General features: G+C 66.5%; 1 protein-coding gene. It reads left to right on the forward strand.

Annotation, left to right across the window (positions count from 1 at the left end; translation table 11 throughout):
* On the forward strand, positions 1–1,733 hold a 1,733-nt coding region (locus RMN84_RS05850), incomplete at both ends, for a DNA topoisomerase (RefSeq protein WP_309611257.1).

The raw sequence follows: 1,733 nt of genomic DNA on the forward strand, positions 1-1,733 counted from the left end.
CGACCGCGAGCGCGAGATCGAGCTGTTCCGCGCGCAGGAATATTGGTCGGTCAGTGCCGTGTTCGAAAGTGATGCGACGCTGTTCACCGCGCGGCTGGTCGGGCTCGACGGCAACAAGATCGAGCGGCTGACGATCGGCGACAAGGGCTCGGCCGACGCGGCGAAAGCAGTCGTCGAGGCCGGGCATTTCACCGTCGGATCGGTCGAGACCAAGCCGCTGTCGCGCAACCCGCCGCCGCCGTTTACCACCTCGACCCTGCAGCAAGAGGCAGCGCGCAAGCTCGGCTACGCGGCGAGTCACACCATGCGCCTTGCCCAGTCGCTCTATGAGGACGGGCTGATCACTTACATGCGCACCGACGGGGTGCAGATGGCGGGCGAGGCGATTTCGGCCGCGCGCAAGGCCATCGCCGACCGCTATGACGCCGGTTACGTCCCCGACAAACCGCGTGTCTACACGAGTAAGGCGAAGAATGCACAGGAGGCGCATGAAGCGATCCGGCCGACCGATTTCCGCAAGGATGCGGGCGGATCCGGCGACCATGCCCGGCTCTACGCGCTGATCTTCAACCGCGCGCTGGCCAGCCAGATGGCGTCGGCGCGGCTTGAGCGGACGACGGTCGAGCTGTCGGACGGGGCGGGGCGGGCGACGCTGCGCGCGACCGGGCAGGTCACGCTGTTCCCGGGATTTCTCGCGCTGTACGAAGAAGGCCGCGACGAAAAAGGCGAAGACGAGGACGCGGCGAAAATGCCGTTACTCAAAGCTGGGGATGCCCCCGCGAAACGATCGGTCGACGCGGTCCAGAGTTTCACCCAGCCACCGCCGCGCTTTTCCGAAGCGAGCCTGGTTAAGCGGCTCGAGGAACTCGGGATCGGTCGCCCCTCGACCTATGCCGCGACGCTGCAGACGCTCAAGGACCGGGAGTATGTCCGGCTCGACAAGCAGCGCTTCATTCCCGAGGAAAGCGGGCGGCTGGTCACGGCGTTCCTCGAGCGTTTCTTCGAACGCTATGTGAACTATGATTACACCGCCGAGCTCGAGGACGGGCTCGACGATGTGTCGGGCGGGCGGACCGGCTGGCAAGACCTGCTCGCCGCCTTCTGGAAGGATTTCAAGCCCAAGGCGGGCGAAGTGATGGAACAGAAGCCGAGCGAGGTCACCGCCGCGCTCGACGAGTTCCTCGCGCCGTTCCTGTTCCCGGAAAAGGAAGATGGGTCCGATCCGCGTCTGTGCCCGCTGTGCGGGACCGGGCGGTTGGGACTGCGTGGCGGCAAGTTCGGCGCGTTCGTGGCCTGCTCCAACTATCCCGACTGCAAATATACGCGCCAGTTCGGGCAGGGCGGCGAAGCGGCGGCGAGCGAGGGGCCGACTGAAATCGGCAATGGAATTACGATGAAGAGCGGGCGCTTCGGCGTCTATCTCGAGCGCGGCGAGGGCAAGGACGCCAAGCGCGCGTCGATCCCCAAGGACGTGCCGCAGGACGGGTTGACGCTGGAGATAGCCGAGCAGCTGATGTCGCTGCCGCGCGAGATCGGGGCGCATCCCGAAACGGGGTCGATAATCTCCGCATCGATCGGGCGCTATGGGCCGTACCTGCTGCACGACGGCAAATATGCCCGGCTGTCGTCGACCGCCGAAGTGTTCGAGACCGGCATGAACGCGGCGGTGGCGAAGCTGGCCGATGTGGCCGCGGGCGGCGGGCGGCGGACCGGCGGGCGCGAGCCACTGGCGG

It is taken from the genome of Sphingomonas sp., assembly GCF_031380695.1.
In the GTDB taxonomy this organism is placed as follows: Bacteria; Pseudomonadota; Alphaproteobacteria; order Sphingomonadales; family Sphingomonadaceae; genus Sphingomicrobium.